Annotated in this window: 27 protein-coding genes; 4 read left to right on the plus strand and 23 right to left on the minus strand. The window is 50.5% G+C overall.

Annotated elements, in window-relative coordinates; all coding sequences use genetic code 11:
- On the minus strand, window positions 1–339 hold the full coding sequence (locus CLV58_RS17785) for an ArsR/SmtB family transcription factor (protein ID WP_106139164.1): 339 nt from the start codon (window positions 337–339) through the stop codon (window positions 1–3).
- Window positions 340–501: 162 nt separating this feature from the next.
- Between CLV58_RS17785 and CLV58_RS17790 the strand changes: the two genes are divergently transcribed.
- On the plus strand, window positions 502–1173 hold the full coding sequence (locus tag CLV58_RS17790; protein ID WP_106139165.1) for a low molecular weight phosphatase family protein: 672 nt from the start codon (window positions 502–504) through the stop codon (window positions 1171–1173).
- Window positions 1174–1181: 8 nt separating this feature from the next.
- Here CLV58_RS17790 and CLV58_RS17795 read toward each other — a convergent pair whose 3' ends face one another.
- The 3 genes from CLV58_RS17795 to CLV58_RS17805 all read right to left on the minus strand — a co-directional run bounded on the left by CLV58_RS17795 (window position 1182) and on the right by CLV58_RS17805 (window position 2736).
- The gene (locus CLV58_RS17795; RefSeq protein ID WP_106139166.1) at window positions 1182–1667 is read right to left on the minus strand and encodes a GNAT family N-acetyltransferase; all 486 of its coding nucleotides are present in this window, start codon (window positions 1665–1667) and stop codon (window positions 1182–1184) included.
- A gap of 109 nt (window positions 1668–1776) precedes the next feature.
- Entirely contained in the window at window positions 1777–2352 is a 576-nt protein-coding gene (locus CLV58_RS17800; RefSeq protein WP_170108733.1) for a DUF6428 family protein, read from the minus strand.
- 57 nt (window positions 2353–2409) lie between these two features.
- A complete protein-coding gene (locus CLV58_RS17805) occupies window positions 2410–2736 on the minus strand; it encodes an ArsR/SmtB family transcription factor (RefSeq protein ID WP_106139167.1) in 327 nt (108 codons plus the stop codon).
- 560 nt (window positions 2737–3296) lie between these two features.
- On the opposite strand from CLV58_RS17805, the gene CLV58_RS17815 reads away from it, so the two are divergent.
- Window positions 3297–4151: a DUF2726 domain-containing protein gene (locus CLV58_RS17815; RefSeq protein ID WP_106139169.1), complete on the plus strand. Its 855-nt coding sequence runs from the start codon at window positions 3297–3299 to the stop codon at window positions 4149–4151.
- Between the two features lie 229 nt (window positions 4152–4380).
- Complete coding sequence (locus CLV58_RS17820; RefSeq protein WP_106139170.1) at window positions 4381–4632, plus strand: hypothetical protein; 252 nt, start codon at window positions 4381–4383, stop codon at window positions 4630–4632.
- A gap of 135 nt (window positions 4633–4767) precedes the next feature.
- On the opposite strand, the gene CLV58_RS29005 is transcribed toward CLV58_RS17820, so the two are convergent.
- Genes CLV58_RS29005 through CLV58_RS17830 form a run of 3 tightly spaced genes read right to left on the minus strand, consistent with a single transcriptional unit; the run spans window position 4768 to window position 5860 of the window.
- A complete protein-coding gene (locus CLV58_RS29005) occupies window positions 4768–4893 on the minus strand; it encodes a hypothetical protein (protein ID WP_281257929.1) in 126 nt (41 codons plus the stop codon).
- A 15-nt stretch (window positions 4894–4908) separates the two neighbouring features.
- Window positions 4909–5043: a hypothetical protein gene (locus CLV58_RS29010; protein ID WP_281257930.1), complete on the minus strand. Its 135-nt coding sequence runs from the start codon at window positions 5041–5043 to the stop codon at window positions 4909–4911.
- 52 nt (window positions 5044–5095) lie between these two features.
- Entirely contained in the window at window positions 5096–5860 is a 765-nt protein-coding gene (locus tag CLV58_RS17830; protein WP_106139171.1) for a hypothetical protein, read from the minus strand.
- A gap of 569 nt (window positions 5861–6429) precedes the next feature.
- Here CLV58_RS17830 and CLV58_RS17835 point away from each other — a divergent pair.
- Entirely contained in the window at window positions 6430–7557 is a 1128-nt protein-coding gene (locus tag CLV58_RS17835) for a replication initiation protein (protein WP_106139172.1), read from the plus strand.
- A 137-nt stretch (window positions 7558–7694) separates the two neighbouring features.
- Here the strand turns inward: CLV58_RS17835 and CLV58_RS17840 are convergent, their stop codons facing one another.
- From CLV58_RS17840 to CLV58_RS17915, 16 genes are all read right to left on the minus strand, one after another.
- The gene (locus tag CLV58_RS17840; RefSeq protein WP_106139173.1) at window positions 7695–8327 is read right to left on the minus strand and encodes a hypothetical protein; all 633 of its coding nucleotides are present in this window, start codon (window positions 8325–8327) and stop codon (window positions 7695–7697) included.
- Between the two features lie 19 nt (window positions 8328–8346).
- On the minus strand, window positions 8347–9354 hold the full coding sequence (locus CLV58_RS17845; RefSeq protein WP_106139174.1) for a hypothetical protein: 1008 nt from the start codon (window positions 9352–9354) through the stop codon (window positions 8347–8349).
- A gap of 12 nt (window positions 9355–9366) precedes the next feature.
- Entirely contained in the window at window positions 9367–9657 is a 291-nt protein-coding gene (locus CLV58_RS28075) for a hypothetical protein (RefSeq protein ID WP_146141464.1), read from the minus strand.
- 13 nt (window positions 9658–9670) lie between these two features.
- On the minus strand, window positions 9671–10093 hold the full coding sequence (locus CLV58_RS17855; protein WP_146141465.1) for a hypothetical protein: 423 nt from the start codon (window positions 10091–10093) through the stop codon (window positions 9671–9673).
- A 2-nt stretch (window positions 10094–10095) separates the two neighbouring features.
- Entirely contained in the window at window positions 10096–10686 is a 591-nt protein-coding gene (locus CLV58_RS17860; RefSeq protein WP_106139177.1) for a conjugal transfer protein TraO, read from the minus strand.
- A gap of 55 nt (window positions 10687–10741) precedes the next feature.
- Window positions 10742–11605 (minus strand): conjugative transposon protein TraN, encoded by an 864-nt coding sequence (gene traN, locus CLV58_RS17865; protein ID WP_106139178.1) that lies wholly within the window; start codon window positions 11603–11605, stop codon window positions 10742–10744.
- A gap of 11 nt (window positions 11606–11616) precedes the next feature.
- Window positions 11617–12840 carry a conjugative transposon protein TraM gene (gene traM / locus CLV58_RS17870; RefSeq protein ID WP_106139179.1) on the minus strand — a complete coding sequence of 408 codons (1224 nt, stop codon included), beginning with the start codon at window positions 12838–12840 and terminating at the stop codon, window positions 11617–11619.
- Window positions 12837–13148 carry a hypothetical protein gene (locus CLV58_RS17875; protein ID WP_106139180.1) on the minus strand — a complete coding sequence of 104 codons (312 nt, stop codon included), beginning with the start codon at window positions 13146–13148 and terminating at the stop codon, window positions 12837–12839. Before CLV58_RS17875 ends, traM begins: the two co-directional genes overlap by 4 nt.
- Window positions 13145–13783: a conjugative transposon protein TraK gene (gene traK, locus CLV58_RS17880; RefSeq protein WP_106139181.1), complete on the minus strand. Its 639-nt coding sequence runs from the start codon at window positions 13781–13783 to the stop codon at window positions 13145–13147. Before traK ends, CLV58_RS17875 begins: the two co-directional genes overlap by 4 nt.
- A gap of 2 nt (window positions 13784–13785) precedes the next feature.
- Complete coding sequence (locus CLV58_RS17885) at window positions 13786–14958, minus strand: TraJ family protein (protein ID WP_106139182.1); 1173 nt, start codon at window positions 14956–14958, stop codon at window positions 13786–13788.
- Window positions 14959–15041: 83 nt separating this feature from the next.
- Window positions 15042–17543, minus strand: a complete 2502-nt coding sequence (locus tag CLV58_RS17890; protein ID WP_106139183.1) for a TraG family conjugative transposon ATPase — start codon at window positions 17541–17543, stop codon at window positions 15042–15044.
- Window positions 17518–17847, minus strand: a complete 330-nt coding sequence (locus CLV58_RS17895; protein WP_106139184.1) for a DUF4133 domain-containing protein — start codon at window positions 17845–17847, stop codon at window positions 17518–17520. Before CLV58_RS17895 ends, CLV58_RS17890 begins: the two co-directional genes overlap by 26 nt.
- A complete protein-coding gene (locus CLV58_RS17900; RefSeq protein WP_106139185.1) occupies window positions 17847–18173 on the minus strand; it encodes a DUF4134 family protein in 327 nt (108 codons plus the stop codon). Before CLV58_RS17900 ends, CLV58_RS17895 begins: the two co-directional genes overlap by 1 nt.
- Window positions 18174–18523: 350 nt before the next feature.
- Window positions 18524–18988 carry a hypothetical protein gene (locus CLV58_RS17905; protein ID WP_106139186.1) on the minus strand — a complete coding sequence of 155 codons (465 nt, stop codon included), beginning with the start codon at window positions 18986–18988 and terminating at the stop codon, window positions 18524–18526.
- Window positions 18989–18999: 11 nt separating this feature from the next.
- The gene (locus CLV58_RS17910) at window positions 19000–19539 is read right to left on the minus strand and encodes a hypothetical protein (protein WP_106139187.1); all 540 of its coding nucleotides are present in this window, start codon (window positions 19537–19539) and stop codon (window positions 19000–19002) included.
- Complete coding sequence (locus CLV58_RS17915; RefSeq protein ID WP_106139188.1) at window positions 19532–19990, minus strand: hypothetical protein; 459 nt, start codon at window positions 19988–19990, stop codon at window positions 19532–19534. Before CLV58_RS17915 ends, CLV58_RS17910 begins: the two co-directional genes overlap by 8 nt.
- Between the last annotated feature and the right edge of the window lies 1 nt (window position 19991).

A 19991-nucleotide genomic window follows, 5' to 3' on the forward strand; every position in this document is an offset into this window, starting at 1 on the left:
TTAGCAGCATTCGGATGATTCGGGCGGGCGTTGCAGACCGGCGAAGAGGTGATTGAACTCTCCGATCATCAGACCAAACACCTCCCAGTTGATACAGTAGCAGGATTTGGCTCCATCGATTTCACCTTTAATGAGGTCGGCCTTCTTCAGTTCTTTGAGGTGTTGGGATACCGTCGCCTGCGCCAAGGGTAATACGTCGACCAGTTCCCCGCAGACGCAGGTGCTTCGCTCCGCCAGCGTTTTCAGGATGGCGACGCGGGCCGGGTGGGCGAGGGCTTTGGCGAAGTCGGCTAAGGTGACTTCGGCGGTGTCAAATGCTTCTTTTTTATTGGTGGCCATACGATTAATTGTATATCGCAAATATACGATTAATTAAGAGCATACCAACCAAATTGACAATTAATCGTATATTTGCGATGATATGTCGTAATTCTCCCCGACCACGCTCCCCGACACCGCTTTCCGATGAAGTTTTTTACCATAACCACCTTTCTTCTCCTCATGGCAACAACCATTAGTTTGGGCGACGATCCAGTCAAGAAAAGCGTTTTGAACGACGCGCTAGTCACCTATGTTAACGCCCTCAAACCTGATTTTTTTAAAATCCCGGCTGATCGCAAAGCGCAGCTGGATAGAATCACGACATTTATTCAACAGCAGGTGAACGCTGGTGAACCCATACAGCTCACCTACATCTGTACGCACAATTCCCGGCGCAGCCACTTCGGGCAGATCTGGGCGGCTGCGGCTGCGGTTTATTACGGCATCCCGAACGTAAAAACCTTCTCGGGTGGAACCGAAGTGAGTGCTTTTAACGAACGGGCGGTAGCCGCCTGTTCGAGGGCGGGCTTCATCATCAAAAAAGTGTCGGAAGGTGCTAATCCCGTCTACGACGTAATCGTTGCATCAGACAAGGAACCGATCAGGGCTTTTTCCAAGAAGTACGATGACACGGCCAATCCCCAGCGCGATTTCTGTGCGGTCATGACCTGTTCACAAGCCGATGCCGCCTGCCCGATGGTGCGGGGGGCTGCCGCGCGGGTAGCCACGCCTTACGACGACCCAAAAGCGTTCGATGGTAAAGCCGAAGAAACGGCAAAATACGACGAGCGGTGCAAACAGATTGCCACGGAAACCCTGTACGTTTTCTCGAATGTGAAGGCGAAACGATAAGCTGACTGTTAACCTACAAGGCTGCTTCTCCGTTCGAGCAACAGTACGTTCCGCCAGATGCCATGCTGTTGCCCTAGTTTTTCCCGGTACCCGACGGTTCGAAATCCGTGTCGGTGGTGCAGCGCGACGCTGGCGGTGTTCTCCGGGAAAATGCCCGCCTGCAAGGTCCAGAATCCCAGGGCTTCACTATCGGTAATCAGTCGGCCGAGCAGCTGACCGCCAAGGCCCTGTCCACGTTCCGTTGCGGCTACGTAGAGGCTTACTTCGGCCACGCCCCCATACACACAGCGGCCCGATACGGCCGACAATAGGGCATAACCGGCGATTTTATCATCCTGTTCGGCCACCAGTTGCGGAGCAGGCAGGTATTTAGCGACCATCTCGATTGGGAGCGGGGCCTTGGTCTCGAATGTAGCCTGACCCGTATCGATGCCCTGTTGGTAAATCAGGGCCAGTGTAGACCAGTCTTCCGGCCGGACGGTGCGTATCGTCATCGTGGAGTTTGTTTACAGGTTGGCAGATTGACGTTCGGCAATACTATCGCCTGGCACGCTACTAGTGTCAGCCAGGCGATAGTAGGTATCGGTTACATACCGTAGTTGGTTACGAGCAACAGCCTGAACCGGGGGCACAGACCAGCGCATCCACTTCGACAAGCTCAAGGACCGGTTGCACGGGTGTCGTTGCCACGGCCGGAGCGCAGCAGGCCTCACCGGCTGGCGTTATGCCGCAGCTCTGCCCTCGGGTCATGGCTTTACACTGGGTGAAATCTGGCGTGAGATTGACCGTGAAGGTATCGGAGTCGATACTGAAGTCGCCCGGATACATTTGGCGGGTGTCGAACCGGGAGTTACCAAACTCAATTTTGACGGTGGCCAGCGGATTCAATGGTAATGACTTTTCCACTAGATTAATGATCGACAGGGCTTTGCTCACGGTCATGGATCGGCCAGCCTCCTGAATGGACGGCTCCCAGAGTTGCATAATCACTTCGGTCCAAGTGTTCATTTTACCGCCACAATCGACCGACACGATGGGGGCCTGTTTGATCTCAGTGATGTGAAAGGACGCATCGACGAACTCGCCTTCGGCGTACTGAAACTGGAGATGTTTGTCGGGGTTATGGAGCAGCGTACTCTTGAAGGCCTGCCAGTTCATCGGCTCTACGGAATCCATCATGATCGTATTGGTTTATTGTGATATTGCGATTGACTTAATCGAAAAATAAGACGTCCTCTAGCAGCAGGCCTTAGCCAGCAACAGATCGAACACGCCACCGAACGCCTGCCGGGCTTCTTCCCAAACCGGCTCATTGATGCAGTAGCACACGCGGGGCGGGTCAATGTCTCCCTGAATGATACCAATTCGTTTAAGTTCTTTGAGGTGCTGGGAGACGGTAGCCTGCGCCAGCGGCAATTCATCGACCAAATCACCACAAACGCAGGCTTTCTTCTGAGCCAGCAGTTGCAGGATAGCTACCCGCGCCGGATGTGCAAAGGCTTTGGCCAGATCTGCTACGCGGTTCTGCTCTTGAGTGAATATTTCGGTTTTGGTCACGCCCATGCAACAAAGGTAAGTGATTTTATTTGTATCGTAATATTACGATTAAAAACGTTCATTTTCGTCGTCAACCCCTTTGATAAAGGGAATAAGAACGGGCTTAACCGGTAGGGCTTATGACTTTTCTAACTGGTACCGGGAGAATAAGCCCTGGTAACGCACCTCACGTTCCCACCAGATGCAGATGAAACTATCCGGGTCCCCGGTCCACTGATCTGATTGGTGCCAGCTGAGGTGAAGAACGTCTTGCGTACCGTACTCAACGACAATCATCGGCGGACTTCCAGTCCGCAGTTGGACAACATCGCCCAGGCCAATTGCTACCATGTCCTAGAATGGTTAGAATTCGGATACCATGCTACTAGAAATCTAAAGTAAGCAAATACGTAGTCCTCTCAATTACTTGAGCCTTAGTCTTATCGAAAGGTTGAAGACAGGGAAACAGATGATTTGATGATAGAGTCTGAGCCAATGGACATCGGCTGATTTTGGCTTTTTGCTGTCAGGTGTATAATCCAAAGCAAAGCCGGTATATTTATGCTTATTTTTTATTACACGATCAGATGCGTTTCGACCGAGAACATACATTCCAACTCCTTCAGCAACGAAATTGGAAAGCATTGATTGAGTTGTTTAAGAATAACACGGTCTACGGTCAAATTCAGGAAGATGAGATTGCTAAAGCCGTTCTCAATGCTCAGTTTATTCGGGAATTGATCGGAGGAGACAGCATTAAACAGGATCCAGACTATGTTATGTATCTGGAGCAATTTCATATGCTGCATACTGGTTCCAATTTTCATTTTACCCTCGCCACTCAGGACCTTGCCGAACTCGCGGAACAACTGATTCTTGGTCTGCGTACCACTCAGGCGCAGTCTGCTTTACGGTATGCCAGACTATACCCAAGTTTGCCGGTTAGTATTGAGTTGATCGGCGATTTTGACCGGACCAGATCTAAAGTCATTGACCATTCCCAACAGAGAACCATTCAGGTTACGGTCAACAATGAAGTCGAATTAGTCGACAGTACGATCAGCCTGTTTAAATCGAAGCAGGAGTATAATTTTTATAGGGCCGTTCGGGAGGTCTATAGTACTTACCTTGTTTTTCCCAACGTAGCGGTATCGGCACTAGTCGATTTTGGGCAAATCGAACACTTTCTGGACCAGGATGAGCGAAGTTACTTTTTCAGAGCCTTGGTCGATTGTGTAGTTTTTGACGCTGAAAATTCCTTCAAGCCTTTTAAGATGCTGGAGATCGACAGCATTTACCACGACAGCGAAAAGCAGCAGACCAAGGACCGGATGAAAGATAAAATTATGGCTAAAGCAGGCCACACGTTGATCCGTATTCGTGTAAAAACAAGTACGTCTGAACAGGACCTAACCCGTCTGATTCGTGAAGTCACTCGTTAGAATTTCCTAATTTGGCTTAATTGGTTTGCCGTGCAGACCAAGTCTGAGAGACTGACTTTTCGTTCAAACGACCGCCGGCGGACCGTGAACTATCTCCCTTTCCGTAGAACTCCTCAATAGTCTGATAGCTGTGAGATCCTGCATTGATATTGGGGTATCCAGTCGTTAGGCGGGAAACTACCCATTTTATTAGTCCGTTGAATAGACACTCAACCACGCTACCCCAACAATGCAGTCCTCGTTCCGCTACGGTGTGATCAAAAACTTGATGGTCCAGATTATCAATCAGATTGACGAAGCGGGCTATGCTGATGAAGCCCAAGCCATGGGGTCGCTAACCCATGTGATTGGTAGTCGTATCGAGCCTATTGATACCGCCAACAGCTGGGGTGTGGACTATCAGACCGAATGCCTGATTTACCAACGCGATTTACTGGCTTATTTGACTCGGACAGATCAGCCTCTACTACCTGTCAACTGAACTAAACTAGCTATCAGGCTTGTCCGCTCAGAAGGGTGTACTAAGGCATCAGCGGAGTTGTTGGGGGATGTTGGGTTTATAGTAGATGAATCTTTACTACCTACTATGGTGGCCCTACCTATATGGACTGCCCCATCATTTGGTGCGTTCGATGCGTACGCAGTTGACATATACCTCCACCCGGCGCAGTAGATTGAAGATAGCGGGCTGGTAGTGCGTGTTGTTGTTGAGATTACCTTCATAAAGTACTTCGGGGCCCATCTTTTCATCCACTAGTTACTCTGCAATGCGCCAGTTGACGGCCTGTTGATCGAAGACATCCAAGTGGTAAAAACTTACCAGCAGATTACCATCGGGCGTCCTGGTGAGTCGGTACTTGACTATGTTCTTGATGCCGCTACCTGTTCTCATGTTCATCTGTGTTTAGCTGTTCGCCCAAAGTACGAGTCGTTAGCGAGCATTGTCAAATGGCTTGGTCGGTAAACGGGTTTCTGCGTAGATAGAGTGTGGTGATCCCTTGTCGCAGTTGCAGGGGAAAGGTATCGAGTTCGCGATCGACAAACTTATTGTCATTGGGCACGGGACGAGTGATGTAGTGGGGATCGATGAAGATTACATTGATGCGCTCATGAACCTGGCCCTTGATGCGTTCAGTGTGCTTCAGTAAATGTTCGGTGAGACTACTGGTCTGGGTGAGGGTGGTATCTTCAAAGTAGCGATAGGCGCAAGTCCAGTAGCGATAGTAGTGGTGATAGTTAGAGAAACAGGCCTGATAGGCCTCAGGATTGTCCCGGAAGGCGCGCATGAGTCCATCGACTTGCCGCAGTTCTTCGTTCTGGGTAGCACTGAGTTGCTCAAAGAGTGACCGGTTCAGTAGTTCATTACGCTGGTTACGCAGGTGTAGCATCACCTCATCGTGAGTGGGATTTCGTTGGATGGAATACTTGTGCTTGTAGAAGAAGGAAAGGGAGATGGCGGGCTGGTTGTAATTGACGAGTTTGAAGTTTTTGAAGGGCTTACCCGGTCGGTGGTAAGGGGCGTACTGCTTCATATATTGCATGGGAATAAAGTAGTACTCTAGACTATCGTCGACGGGCAGTGCACTGACCTGATTAACTACGGGTGTGAGTTGTATAGCCTGTTGTTTGAGCAAAACGCGTAGTGCATCGATGGGTGCGTTGTCGGGCCGTTTCTTGGGTTTGGCTTTTGGTTGTTGTTGGTCATCCATAGAAAAACGATGTTTAAGCGGTGCAGTGGTTGGTCTCCCCTACTGGGTGTGGTGGGATAGCAATATAATGGCTTTATTTCCCCTAAAAGTAAATAAATATTTGTTTGACTACACCTCTTTCCCCTTTCCAAAAAAGGTTTGATCCTTTATCCCCTTTATCAATAATATGTTTGATTGATTTAAGAGGCTTGTAACTGACTGATTATCAATATAATATGAATAAAAAAACAAGGTTCAGTCGGTACAAAAACAAGGTTTAGTCGGAAATATATAACTCGTAAAACAAGATTTGCTCGGTCTTAAAAGCAAGGTTTAGTCGGTTATACTACAAGATTTGATCGGTATACATGTATTAATACAAGTTTTAATCGGTACAATAAATAGTTTATCATTAAAGGTAGGATACGTATAATTATTCAGGGCTGTACTGTTGTATGGTACCGACTAAACCTTGTTTTTACGCACGTAAAAACAAGGTTTAGTCGGTACCATACAACAGTATTACGAACTTGATAAGAACAAACTTGTATTTATTATTAAATTTACCATTGTACAAATCAATATGTGATATGACTCATTCTGATATCGACTTATCCAAGGTAACGCATTCTATTTTCAATAAGCACCCAACTAATTATCAGTCTAACCTCTTTACCGAATCACGACAGGAATTCACCGAGTTGGAAAAGAAGATAGTTGTTTTAGTTGTCAACCAGATTGGTCATATGGTTCTTAAGGGTGAACTTAAACCGGATACGAACCTTAAGTTTCACATACCTTACACAGAACTAACAAAAGATAGATACAATCTTATTGCAGATGCAGCAGACACTCTTCAACAAAAGCGGCTTATGTATCGCAACGATAGCAAAGCCGAATTCCACTATATTACCCCTTTCCCAAGCGTTAAGTCTGCTGTAGTTGATGGAAGGAAAGTCATTGTACTTACTATGTTCGCTGATGTTGTTCCACATTTCGCAGAATTAGGACAGCGATATACTAAATACGATATAGATGTCATGCTATCGCTCTCGTCTGTTTACGCTCAGCGTATGTTTGAGATTGTGAGCATGTTCCATAATCGAGGCCAAAAGCGATTCACCTATGCAGTAAGTGAATTGCGCATTATGTTAAATTGCCCGGATACATACCGATACAATGACTTCTGTGTGAACGCATTGGGGGTTGCTCAGCGTGAGTTGAAAAATAAGGCTCAAATTCATTTGAGTTGGGAAGTGTCAAAAAAAGAAGGTAAGAGAGTTATTGAATTAACCTTTTTCATTAAGACATCAAAAGAACTAGCAAATGATGGTGTTGAGCGAGAACGTCGTCAGGTCAACGGAATGTCAATCAATGAAGCGGTAGCTACTGCTTGGCAATTAATGAGAAATTATAAACTAAAGGACTGGCAAAAAGACTTAATTGCTTCTGATCCAGGACTACTTAGTACATTTCTACGCGTCGATTCTGAATTAAATAATGGGCTTCGAACGAATATAAAGAATCCAACAGCTTATCTAATCAAATCAATAGGTATTGACCAAATGAAGGCTCCGGCGAAAGCAAAGAGGGTTGTAGTCATACCCAAATCTTCTACGCCTGCAACTATTATTGCACCAGGCCCAGATGTTCGCTTTAGCAAAGATCAGAAGCTGGGAGATATTATGGATAGCCTCTTCCCTACTACCAGTCATTAAGATGAGGGTGATCAAGACTTTGTTCAGTGGATAATCACATAATAAAGGCTAAAGGCATACTAGTCAGCAGGTTTGCTCTTGCTTATTGTCTTGGGCGATCCTATCTGTACTAATTTATCAGCATTGTGTGTAAGTAACTAATCCTGCACAAACAGCATGTCGAAACTGCCCGTAAGCGGTATTGCCTTCCCAGGCGTAGTGCCTAGTCCGCTGGCCGTCGCCGATACCGTAAAGGTGCCCTGTATCCGCTTCAACTGTTGAGTCCCCTGCGTCTTGACGGTAGTGACTTCTGAGATCGTCAACGATCCACTCTGCATGGTGTACAGCTGCGGGCCCGGTAGGTTCAGGATTAGGTCGGCTATCTCTCCCCGCGCGCCTGGCTGTTCCCGAATACCCATGCGATACGTGCCCGGCGTCATCGTGTTGTATATCTGTAGCCACCCATTGGCCCGGTATTGCGCCGGCACACTGCTGTTTTCGCGGTACGCCCGCGGCTGCCCGACTGTGAAATAAGCATTGATATCGTCCTGTAGCACGTTACCCGTCACCCCGTAGTAGGTGCTGGTCGGTGTATCAATGTGTTCTGGTCCCTCTGCCCGCAGGGAAAGGCCTTCTCCTGTTACCGTAATCAGCCCAGAACCGGAGTAGCTGGACAGATCGGCCGGTATGATCAGATACGACGGTAAGGCTGGCTGTGGGTCTTTAGGACCGCAGCTGTAGACCAATGCAATGATAAGTACCCATAGCCAGCGCAAACCGTATCGTTTCATCTTATTTCCCCTTTCCAATTTATTTCTTTGGCCCGTACATAATCATCTCATTCCGGGGCTGGCTTAACTCGTTATAGCGCTTACTGGTTTCCGTACTCATGCTGGCACCCAACGCGGCCACCTGCTGATACGTCTCCGAAATACGAAGGTGCAACTCATCGATCATTTTGATGCGCTCAGCGTCGGTTAATTTAAGCGTAAGCGAGTCAAAATAGCCAAGTGGTACCTGGAAGGTGTCGTTGATAGTGCCGATCAGTCCGGCCACCCCTCCCCCACTGGTCGCGCTGTTGATAACGCTCATGATAAGGGTTCCCGCCATTGGCGCACCGAAGGCGGCTCCAATCATGTTGCCCAGAATACCGAGTAGCTTTTGATTGTTCTTTGCGTTATCGGCCTGAAGCTCGCCGTACATTTTCAGACTTAGGTCCTTAAACTTCTCGTCGTATTCCGCTCTCTTGTCCGGAGCGAGCGCGTTGTAACTGTCAGCATCGGTCACACCGTACTGATTATTAAGTGCTAGCATTGCCGCCCCGGCGTCACCAGCGGGTGAAGAACTGGACGATAAAGAGATGTTGATCGTCGGCATTGGCGGCAGAGCGATCGGTTGACCTGATGTGATAACAACTTGCAGTTGCTTGGCTATTGCGTTCGCTGTCTCGACAGCTCGGTTGTATTGAGTCATGTATCGGTAGGCGAAGCCATTACCACCTGTAGCCGCAAAGCCGGGATTGGCCTTCTCCAGATTGCCCGCGATTGATACGTACTTGCTGCGATAGCCGTAGATATCCTGCTTCATTCGCATGATTTCGTCTACTTTGTAGTAGGTCGACACACCGCGCGAAACAATGACCCGGGAATTCATCTGAGCCGTAGTTAGCTTATTCATCCGTTCGTTGAGAATCCGGATTAATTCAAGTTTGGCGGCCTGCTCGGTGTCAGAAGTGCCACTGAAGTTATATGTCTCCTGCGCGAAGGTGGTAGTCGTGCTTAGGAGTGCAATGAGAATGGGGATAAAAAGAGTTTTCATCAGTCTGAGTCGTTATCTGAGTGGTAGATAGTATCCGTGCAGTACATCGTTGGAGTGAATGCCGCTATGAATATTGAGCGGTTCGTAAGTCGACAGAATGCGGTACTCGACCTTATCCCGGTCATAGCCGACGACCTGGATCGTGTCAGGTATGGGCGGTTTCGGGGTGATTCGTTTCAATCGAAGCTTTACTCCTACTGGATAATCAATCCGATTGTATACACGCTGCGGCAGACTGAAGGCTCGCATGCAAACACCGATCAGCAGGAAAACGACAATAGTGGGTAGTGGAAATGCTTTCATTGGCGTCGATCGATTACGGTACCACCTGAAAGTTCATCCGTACTGTATCGGATAGTGTGTACCCCCGCGCCTGTTGTGCCACGAGCACCACCTGACAGGCCCCTGTTGCCGCTGGCGTGAACTGCCACGACGAGCCGCCCAATGTCAGTGGTACCGGCACTTTCTGCAGGACGTCGAAGCGGGCCGTATCACTCCCCCCGCTGAGCTTACCCAGACCTGCCGCCTGATAGTACACTAACTCATAGCCGTACTTCTGGTAGTAGGAGTCGGTCAGCAATTCAAGCGGGATAACGTAGGGCTGGTGTACCCGTAGTTGCTGGCCAGGCATACCCGCATTAAGCCGGATGCGATACGGAGCCCGGATAGCCAGCGATTCAGTTTGGCAACCCCACAGCGTGGCCATGCCAAGGCATAGTAGTATAGCGAGTCGTTTCATGATCAGTTGGCGGAATCGGTTGGTAGAATGAATTTGATACCCAGCCCCAGATTGAAGCGGGTGGGCGTGATCGATGAGCGGAACAGATAATACTCCTGCACCCGAGCGGTCAGGATCGTTTTGCCAGTAAGCAGGTATTCCCACTCTACAGCGAGCGTCGGACCGACGACCCAGTTGGACTCGTTGCCGATCAGTGCGCCTTCAATGACCCGGCCGTCCTGATTGACCGACTCGTAGCCACCGGCCACGCCACCGCCGATGTTGAGCATCCAGCCCCGGTTGATGAGCCCCAACGCGCGGGTGAAATAGGTCGCTTCACCCAACCACTGCGATACCGGGACCTGCTTTTGATCGTAGGCGTAGAACTTCTGATTGAGGTGAAAGCTGGCTTTCCAGTACGAATCCCGCGACGTATAGCGGCTATAAGCTAGGGCACTGAAGTAGCCAAAATTGTCCTGCTTGGGTAGTTTAAAGCCATCGAGCGCACCGGCCGATAGTTCGAATGCCGACTGTCCGGCCTGATGCACCTGCGCGGTCACTGCCCCCGTTCCAAACGTGAGCAGTGCGAAGAGTAGACAAAGTGTCGTTTTCATGATTGATAGTTTGTGTGAGTTGAGGGGTTCGGAACTTCCGAACTCCTTGCTGGCATTAAAGCGGACGAGCCATAGCCAATTCTTCGGGTCCAATGGAGATGACCATTTGACGGCCGCCAGCCTCCTCCCCTACCTGCACGACGAGTCGACGATCTTTCTCCAGCGTCAGGCGTTGAATGGCCACAACCTTGACCAGATCGCCATGCCGGGGTACGACTACTTCACTGGCATCGAATTCTTTGATAGGGTCTACCGGTACATCCTGCGTGGCGGAGCTTTCACCCGCTTTCTTGAGCTGCATGACGTAGGTGCGCAGGTAATCGATCTGGTAGTCCAGTTTCGAACTGTTATCCAGCCCTAGGACGATATACATCACATCGTCTTTGTAGAGGATATTCTTCAGAAACAGGTTCATGCCCTGCGTCTGATAGCCGACGTGCCGAATCTTGCGACGGCTATGCATGGCCAGTTCCCCCTGCTTATTCAGGTTGTCGGCGAGCCGAGCCTGCGAGCCGCTGCTGACCTTGGCCGACTTACTGACGTCGCCATCGAGCAGTATCTTGGTCAGATCATAGGTTACCGCGTCAGGTTGGTCTTTGTAGCTGACCAGGAAGGAGAACAGACGGCCGTCAGAGGTCACGATGGTCAGGTTGGTTTCCATGAACATGTTCTGCCCCGTCGCCTTCAACCGGAACACGTTACCCGCCTTTTCGACGGCTTCCCCTGCAATCTCTTTACTGCCCAGATCGGCGTAACGGATCTCGTAGGGAAAGATGATGTGCGTTGTCTTGTTGGCGCTGACCTGAATAGCGTACGAGGGGCGAATGCTGGCGTTGGTCATTGGCAATACAAAGGCAAGTTGAGCCATGGCCGGAGCACCAGCCAGCAGCAGACAGATGGGAATGAGTAGTCGTTTCATTGGGTTGATTGTTAGGCTTTGAGGAAAAGATTGTAACCCGCCCGTAGCCGGATGGAGGTTTGCCGGGCGGAATTGGCCGCGCTCATACGGGCCGAACTGAGTACACTGGTGGCCAGCCCACCGATACCGGGAACGTTGAGCCCCTGAATGGCCGAGGAGCGCAATTGGCCGCTGTTCTGGCTACTTTGTGAGAGTCCCGGTACATTGACACCCTGGGAGCCGTCCGTGTCGTATACGTCAAGATTGAGGGGTATCAGCTGGCCATGCAGTTGCAGGTTGTTGACCGTGAGCCGCAGCCGGTCATCGCTGAGTTTACAGACCGCGTAAAGGATCGTGTTGGCTGGGATCGTCACCCCGTCGGCGGTGATCTCTTTGAGCAGCCGCAACTTGACCTGCTGACCGTCTTTGATGGTCTGGTCTTCGTGTACAACGACCGGGATCATCCAAGCGATAGTTTTCTTGCTGCCGTAGCTGTTGCCACTGCTCAATACAGCGCGTTCGGACTTACGCCGTGACCCTTCAGTAGGGGCCGTGTAAAACGGGCTGCTGTTATCGGTTTCCTCCGAGAGTCGCGAGGCCGTTACGTTGTCGGTGATCTGAACGCTGGCTGGTGCAGCATCGGCGCTTACTACGGCAGCCGGAGTAGGAGCCGACATAGCCGCCGAGGTACTTTTTACCGGAGCGGATCGATTGGCCTGGTAGTCGCGCAGCTGATTCGTCAATTGCTGATCACTTACCGTACCCCCCGGAGGAGTATAGTAATAAGTGTTCGCTGCCTGTCGACGTGGCGCGGCATAGGCCGTAGTACGCGCATGCCGAACAGGTTGGGCGGCTACTACCGGTGTTGACGCAGCGAGACTTGATGCGTGGGTAGTGGCAACCGGCGACGGATTGTCGACCGGTATTGTCTTCAGCCCACCTTTAACCGAATCACTGACTGTGTGAGAGAAGGCTGATAAGACCTGCCCCGGTGCTGCCTGACCGTAGCCGGCTCTTTCAACTTCCCGGCCTTTTATGCTGCCATTTTCGGCAACAGGCATCGTTGAGTTAAATCCTGTCTGAGTTGACTCCGTGACGGCCATTTCGTCCTGCAGGCGCGTTCCTTTCCCACCGCCTAAGATTGGGTAGAGGATCAGGATAAACGGCCATACAATTAGCGGTAAACGCATGTACAGCTGACGTTTACGATAGAAGGCGATGTCATTGGTAGCGATGGAAGCGGTCGTTGCACTCATGGCTTTTTGGATTTATGCATTAGGCGAGATACACTGTCGAGTTGCGCTGTTGTCAATCGCCGTTTGTAGACGTAATTGTCTACCTCGGCTCTGGTCTGGGAGTACAGCTTTTCCATTGGTTTGAGTAGCTGCTCAGGCGTTGCGGCAGGCGTAGGTTCGTTGAGTTTATCAATGCTGCGGACCAACTTGTATACACCGCCACCCATCAGCAGAACCAAGCCGGAAAGCACTATCCGCAGGCGGGTTTTATTCGATAGCGTAGCTGCGTATTCCCCCGCCTGGCTAAGTAGTTTTGCGATCCTGTTCATTGGCGTACCCGTTCTTCAATGTCCTGATTGTCCAGCACGTTGAACCGCTCGATGAGAAAGCCGTGGGGGTTCACTTCCGACCGGCTGACGTTACGCAGATAGCCCCCCGTCACCAGTCGCCGAACCGTGATATTGGTCAGACGAATGATCTGTTGCCGGGAGTAGGCCCGGAATGCGTAAGGGTACTGCGTCATGTCGAGCTGAATACTATCAACCTGAATCTCCTGCGAAGCCGCAGCCTGGACGAGTTGGTTGTAATACCCTTTCTCTTTGGTGTCCATGTAGAGCCGCGCTACGCTTTCATCGGCGTAAGGCAGGGCTTCGTCGATGTGCTCCTGAATGGCTTTTGAATCGGGATCAAGCGTGAAGAACAGTTCGTGAAACCGTCGGATGTGGTCCTTGCCCTCAACGGGCCGGTTCTCCCGTACATCGTTACGCAAAGCCGCAATGAGCGATTTGCCTTGCTCGACAACGTAGATCCGGCTTTCGGCATCAACCTTTGTTTGATAGGCAAACCATAATGCCGCAAGCGCGACCAGTGCCATGAAGCCGACACCGGTAAAAGCAAAAATTTTCAGATTGCGGGTGTATGTTTCCAGATTCCGCAGTGATTTGAAGAAGATTTCCTGAGCCATAACTAATCCGACGATTTGGAGATGTTACGTAAGTTGTTGTACTCGTGCTTGAGCGCTTCGCCGTAGTAATTGCCGTAATTCTGAGCCGTCTGAACAACCGCCCGACCGCCAACTACGGCTGCTCCTACGCCCATCGTGGCTGCACTACCGACACCACCAGCGATAGCCCCACCAACAGCTAAGGCTCCCTTACCTGCCGCACCAGCCGCCGGCATTGATGCCATGACCATTGTCGTACTCATGTTGGTCATGCGCTGTAATGCGCTGCCCACCCCACTACTGGAAATGATATAGCTGGCAGCAGTGGGGATTGTCAGATAAGCAAGCGTGGCCACAACCATGATCACGACATAGATGAATTCGCCACTAGCCGCTTCGTCCGGTATAGCGGAGGTCATTTCCATGTATTGAATAGCGATGACCTTACCCTGTACGTAGGAGACGATAGCCCCAAGAATGTTGGCCAGCGGAAACCACAGCGAGATTTGCACGTAGCGGGCCATCCAAATCAGGTGTGAGTCCTGAAAACCATTGAAGATGGCAGCTGCGAACGTTAGCGGTCCCACAATGGTCAGGACCACCAGAAAGAAGGCGCGGGTCGTCAGCACGACAAGTCGGGCGGCCAGGAACAGGATGTAGAACAGGTTCCGAATAAAGCCCCAGAAGCCCTCATTTAGATAAAGATGTAGCTTCTCTACCAGCAGGGCCGAATACTGCCCTATGGACCAGTTATCAAGCTCCTGATCCATGTCTTTATCCAGCTTGGCTAACCGTTCCTGAATCTTCTGCTGGCGCATTTGCTCGATCTGTTGATTGCGCGTCGTTTGAATGTCGACCATATTTTGGGTGACGTTCTCAACTGGCTTTATCAATGCATCCAGGAAGCCGGTAACGATAGTAAAGTTGAGGGCCAAAAAGCCGATAGCGAAAGGCCGCAAAAGGGGAAAAACATCTATTGATTCGGCGCGGGCCAGATGACCCAGCAGACGCATACCAATGTAGAGTGACGCGCCGATCGCAGCGATTGACGCTGACACATCACCCAGGTTACCCATGCCCGTCAGGACCTCAGCGAAGGCCGTTTTTACAGCCTCCTCCATTGAGCCAAACTTCTGGTAAAAGTCGTAATCGACATAGGTTCCCCCACCCGAACCCGGTTGAAATAGTAAGATCATAATTGAAATGAATTAGGGCGACCGCGAATACGATCAGCTAGTGAGAGGGAAGGGCATCCACTTTACTGGACACCCTTTGTCTGTTATGCTACCTGTGACGGTTTACGCCGGGCATCAGCAAAGTCGATGATTGCAACCTGAATGTCCCCCCCGTTCTGTTTGGTGCGGTTTTGGACTTCAAACTTCTCCCGTTCTTCGGTTGTATAAGCTCCGTATTCTTCCAGACTCACCTCTGTGGCGTATACCTTCGAGTAGCTCCCCAGCGCAATAAATACTTCCTTGTACTTACGCCGTGGATCGTTGTCCCGGTTGACCGACAGGATGAGTTGCTTCTGCTTTTCCGACAGGCCGAGCAGCTGGCGAACTTCCTCGAACCGGTGCTGATACTTACTCTGATCGAGCAGAATCTTACAGTCCGAGTTGTTGATGATGGCATCCTTAACAATGGTATTGCCAATGATGTCGTCAATTTCCTGGGTGACTACCAGTGCTTCGCCAAAGTGCTTACGAACTGTCTTGAAGAGGTATTTGATGTAGTCGGCCATCGACTCTTTAGCAATGGCTTTCCAGGCTTCTTCAATGACGATCATCTTACGCTGACCCTGCAACCGGCGCAGTTTACTGACGAAGGTTTCCATGATGATCAGCGTCACCACCGGGAACAGTACAGGGTGATCCTTGATGTTGTCCAGTTCGAAGACGACAAACCGCTTGTTGAGCAGGTCAATCTTCATCTCGGAGTTCAGCAGGTAGTCGTACTTACCCCCTTTGTAGAAGGGCTGCATGGTGATCAGAAACTGCTCCAGATCGAAGTACTTGGCTTCGAACTTCTTCTCAAGCAAGTACTTTCGGAATCCTTGCTCGTCGTTGCAGTAATCGTAAAACCCGTTGAAACTAGGGTCTACCTTACCCTTTCGCACCAACTTAATGTATTCCTCAACGGCGTCCCCAAGTGCTACTTCCTCAGTCTTTGTAAAGCTTTCGTCCTCTTTCTTCCACAGCGTCAGTAGCAGCGTGTTGATCGATTGCTTCTTTTCCAGCGAGTAAAAGCCGTCTTCAACGTAGAAGGGATTGAATGTAATGGGGTTGTTTTCTTCGTAAGTCAGATATACCCCGTCCTTCCCCCGCGTCTTTCGTTGTACCAGATCGCAGAGGCCCCGGTATGAGTGGCCAACGTCAACGAGTACAATGTGCGTGTCCTGCTCGTAGTACTGGCGTACCAGGTGGTTCATGAAGAACGACTTACCCGAACCCGAAGGGCCGATCACAAACTTATTGCGGTTGGTTACCAAGCCTTTATCCATTGGCTCGTCAGACAGGTCCACCCACACCGGTTTACCCATTCTGTCACAAAGTCTGATGCCAAAGGGAGACAATGACGAACTATAGGCCGTTTCCATGTTGAAGAAGCACACCGCCTGCTCAGCGAACGTGTAGAACGTCTCATCAGAGGGCAGATCGCCAGCGTTCCCCGGCATGCCAGCCCACAGGAGCCGGGCCGCATCCATTGTGTTTTGCTTTGGCAAGCAGTCCAGGTTGGCAATAGCTGAAGTAGTGCGCGCCCGTAGCGAGTCGAGTTGTTCAGGCTTTTCGGTCCATACCATCACATTGAAGTGAGCCCGGCAAACAGTCCGCTGTTGCTGGATGGCTTCATTGATATAGCGCTGAGTCCAGTCCCGATTGACAGCGTTGGCCGCCGAGAATTGCGAAAGCGAGTGCAGGTTACGTGCCTGCTGTTCAAACTCCCGGAGCGTAGCTTGGGCATCTTCAATGCAGATGTACTGATTGTAGATATGATTGCAGGTCAGCATATGGCCTACCGGCAACGCGCTACCTACAACGAACTTTGTGCTGTCAGACGCCAACGGGCTGTAATTGGCCATTATGTCGACCGTCTGCGGCATGGTTTCCGTATCCGAGATCGTGAAGCACATGACGTCTTTCGAACCAATACGGACCCGTCCATCAATATCCCAATCCTCAAGCATCACCCGTTTCGATCCGTCGGGTTGTAGGCGGAGGTAGTTGGGGATTAACCCCCTATCCCCTTTCTCACTTACAAACTCATCGTCGGTCAACCGAACGGCCCTGATGCCCCCGTCCTGCAGTATGCGTTCGAACTGAGAGACTGTATCAAAAAAAGGTTGTAACTCACGAGGTGAGGTTTGCTCCTGCGGTACCAGCCGTCGACGGGTCAGACTATGCCGATTGCTTTTTTGCTTCTGGCGGGACTTGGGCAGCTTTGAGACGTACAGATAGCAGTAGTGGTTCAGGTAAGGCCGTTCGACAAAGTGCCGCTGAAAGGCCTGCGTCAGAAAACTGTCTTCGCCATGTTCGTGGTCTGCCTTGTATTTCTCTTCGACAAACCAATCCTGTTTGTGAACGATAGTACCGGCAGGCAACAACTTCAGTGCTTTGCAGATAGCACCATGGAGCATCTTATAGTCATCCCCTGCCATTGTGAAGATTTCGGGCAGGTGCAAACGGAAGCCGACGGTTATGTCAGCCAGCTTATTGACAATGCAGTTATTCTCAACGGCCAGTAGTGGTAGGGCCGATTCAAGAGCGCGGGCGTTTAGTTTCACGGAGCTTGGCGAATGGTTTGGCGGACGAAATGATGATGGCCTTGGGCTGAGAACGGGTCGCTTCCAGTTTGAGCAGACCCGATACGCCGTGTTTTGCGGATAGCCGCATGCAGTACCAGATGCCGCCACCGGCCGAAGCAATCACGATTGCCGTAGCCAGGTAGACATTTAGGCCAAAAACCCCGTTGAGAATCACGGCGAGAACCAAACTACTGATCGCAATGCCTGCGGACAAATAGAGATAAGTACCCTTCAAACCGCGAAACTCAACGGGGTTTCCGATACCCTTGTTGACTTCGAGCATCAGCCAAAGAATGCAGTCAGGATCGTCCCCACAGCGACCAGAAACAGAGCTGCGCCAAACCAGCTCATAACCGCCTTCTGCGTGTCAGGATCGCCATTGTGGAACTTGCTGTAGACGCGCACGCCACCGATCAGACCAATCACCACACCGAGTGCTAACACAATGGTTTGTGCCGAGGTAGCATACCCCCGGATCGTTGTCGCCGTTGCGCTCAGGGCAGCAGCACCGTTACCCCCACCGGCCTGCGAATTGGCCATCATGGTCATGAACATCAGATCCGCGGTCAAGAGGGCCCGGAAGGGGATGTTTTTGAGAGAGATTTTCATGGTTAAATAGAATATGGTAGTTAAAACTTGCACTAATATTCAAAATTTGAATCTAAAGTAAATACAAAATTTAAAAATCAAACATCAATACAGGATAAAAACTTTTCACGCCCCCCTGCAAGTGTCAAAAAGTACCACTTTGGTCTACGATTGAAGCATTATACCCCAGTCGTATAACATGAACACACCGTTTATCGTATAAAATGAATGTATTTACAATTACTATTTAGATATAATACTTAAATATTGAATATAAAATGAGTATTATATCAGGAATCTATACTTTTGCTTTGAGCACAAAAAAAGGCTGACGTTACGGCCAGCCTTCTACAACCTACTCAATCCCCTATTTACTGCGCGTACAACTCATCCAGGTAGTTCCATGGTCGGATGTAGGTCACCCCGCTTTGTCGACCAGATTGTTCTTTGACGTACGGATCAAATACCTGTTGGCGGCCGAGACGGCTCAACAGAAAGATTGTGACCAGCACGGTCACGTACAGCGACAACATACCCCATTGACCAGCCCCGGCCAATACGATGGCAACGATCACCGCGCTCCAGAGCAGGGCGAATCGTGGCGCCACCTGGTTCCAGAGCACGAATTTCGACCGACTGTAGGTATGGACGTTGTAGCCAATCAACAGCGACAGCATGTCTTTGGCCGTTCGATGCATGCCCAGTCTGACGAGCATGGCAACGCCGTTTTCGCTTGCCCGGCCCAGCCACCACATCAGTCGCACGAACAATACCAGTGCGAGTAAGGCAACGAGGCAGACAATCCAAGCTTTGGTAGCAAATGATGTGAGTAGCATGGGCCTGGGAGTTATCGATTAAAGGAGATATCAGCAAAAGCGGCTTGCCCCGCCTGATAGTTGATCATGGATGCAATACGAACGGCAGGTTGGTTCTGTTCATCTTTGGCTTTGGCCTTTCCGGACTCATCCTTGGAGACGCCATCGGCTGCGACGATAAGATCATCAAGCCGTTCCTCTGTCGGACGAACTATGGTGCCGTTAACTGGCAAAGCGAATGGTTCCTGCTCCTCGATCACTGCGCCGGCCAGATTCAGTTCTTGGTCGGCCTGCTCTGCTACAACGGGAGCCGCTGCTACTACCGGGGCTGGTTCAGGCTCGACAGGCTCACTGTCGCCATAACTATGCACCGAGTAGAGGTTTGCTTCGTCTTCATCGTCGTCAGATTGCGTTGTGGTCACGGCCGCGTCCGCAGGCGCTTTTTTGCCTTTGTTACTAAGCCATTCACGAATGTCTTCTCGGTAATAAACTACGGCAATGTAGCCGTAATAAAGCGCGGTTATGATCCCACCGACGACGAACAGATCTAACCAGGTGAAACGACTAAGCATTGGATTGGTTGTCTCGCTGGTTAGCCTCGTAGAGTTGATCCAGCAGGTTATACAAAACGTGATTAATTGTTACATCCTTCTTGAAGGAGACTTCCCGCAACAAGCGGTGATGTTTAGCCGAGATACGAACCTGTTTAGGATAACCCTCGTCCTTGGGCGGCTGAGCCTGAATCAGTTCATCGATCGTAAACCCGTTGTTAGCCCGTTTGCTGCGGGCTGCTTTTGGCTGAGGGGCGCTGTCAACGACAGCCAAAGGCGTCTGCTCTGGGGTGGCTATCGTTTCTGCAGGTTGCTGTTCTTCATCGGCTTCCGATACCATTGCCGGTTTCTCTTCCTCCTTTGGCTTTGGTGGTGGTGGCTGTGGGATCATGCTACTGCTGAACTTGGACGCTTTGGCCACATTGGTTTCGCGGGCCATATCTGAAAGCTTCTTACCTGGTGTCTGATTCATA

Origin of the sequence: Spirosoma oryzae, assembly GCF_003002825.1 — a bacterium.
Lineage (GTDB): Bacteria > Bacteroidota > Bacteroidia > Cytophagales > Spirosomataceae > Spirosoma > Spirosoma oryzae.